At 46.8% G+C, this 777-nt stretch carries 1 protein-coding gene and 1 pseudogene; both read left to right on the top strand.

Going from position 1 to position 777, the window contains the following annotated elements; translation table 11 throughout:
* On the top strand, positions 1 to 484 hold a 484-nt coding region (locus tag A3729_RS08520), incomplete at its 5' end, for a His/Gly/Thr/Pro-type tRNA ligase C-terminal domain-containing protein (protein WP_255376384.1).
* An 18-nt stretch (positions 485 to 502) separates the two neighbouring features.
* A pseudogene (locus tag A3729_RS08515) lies at positions 503 to 777 on the top strand (lytic transglycosylase domain-containing protein); the annotation flags it as partial.

The raw sequence follows: 777 nt of genomic DNA, 5'->3' as shown, positions 1-777 counted from the left end.
TAAGTTGGGCAACAAATACAGTTCCGCAATGAATGCCTCGGTATTAAACGAAAATGGCAAAGCCACCATTATGGAGATGGGCTGTTACGGCTTCGGTGTATCGCGTATTGTAGCGGCAGCTATTGAACAAAATAACGATGACAATGGCATTATCTGGCCTGAATCGATAGCGCCTTTCCAAATCGCGCTCATCCCACTCAATGGTCATAAGTCTGAGCCTGTTGCCAATAAGACTGAAGAGATCTATCAGCAGCTTGTTGACCTAGGTGTTGATGTACTCATGGATGACCGAAATGAGCGTCCAGGTTCCAAGTTTGCTGACATTGAGCTGATTGGTATTCCTCACCGAGTTGTTATTAGTGACCGAGGCATCAAGGCTGGCACACTAGAATACAAAGGCAGAAATGACAGCGATAAGCAGGATGTTGCTATCGATGACATCATGGCCTTACTAGCAGATAAGCTTGGCTTCACTATTGCTTAGGGTTTGTCGATGAGAGCGATGACTCCACAAGGTCTTTATCAGCTCTTATTCGTGCTGGTTATTTCTCTGTCTTTCGCGTCTTCAGTTAGCGCTGAACAGGCCAGCTTACGCCAGGCTCCAGATGATGAGCTGCGTAAGCTCCTTATGCAAACGGTCAATGAGTCCAGTAGTTTTGTTGACCGCTTTGATGCTGAAGTTTGGCTGGTCGATATGTCCAGCCGACTTAAGCGCTACATCAAAGACCCAGAGGAACGTTTGTCGCTGTTAAAGCGCGTTCACTCTGAAGCGAAACG

The organism is Oleiphilus sp. HI0043 (assembly GCF_001634935.1).
Note: the sequence above shows the minus strand (reverse complement) of the source record. Positions and strands in the feature narration are given on the sequence as shown.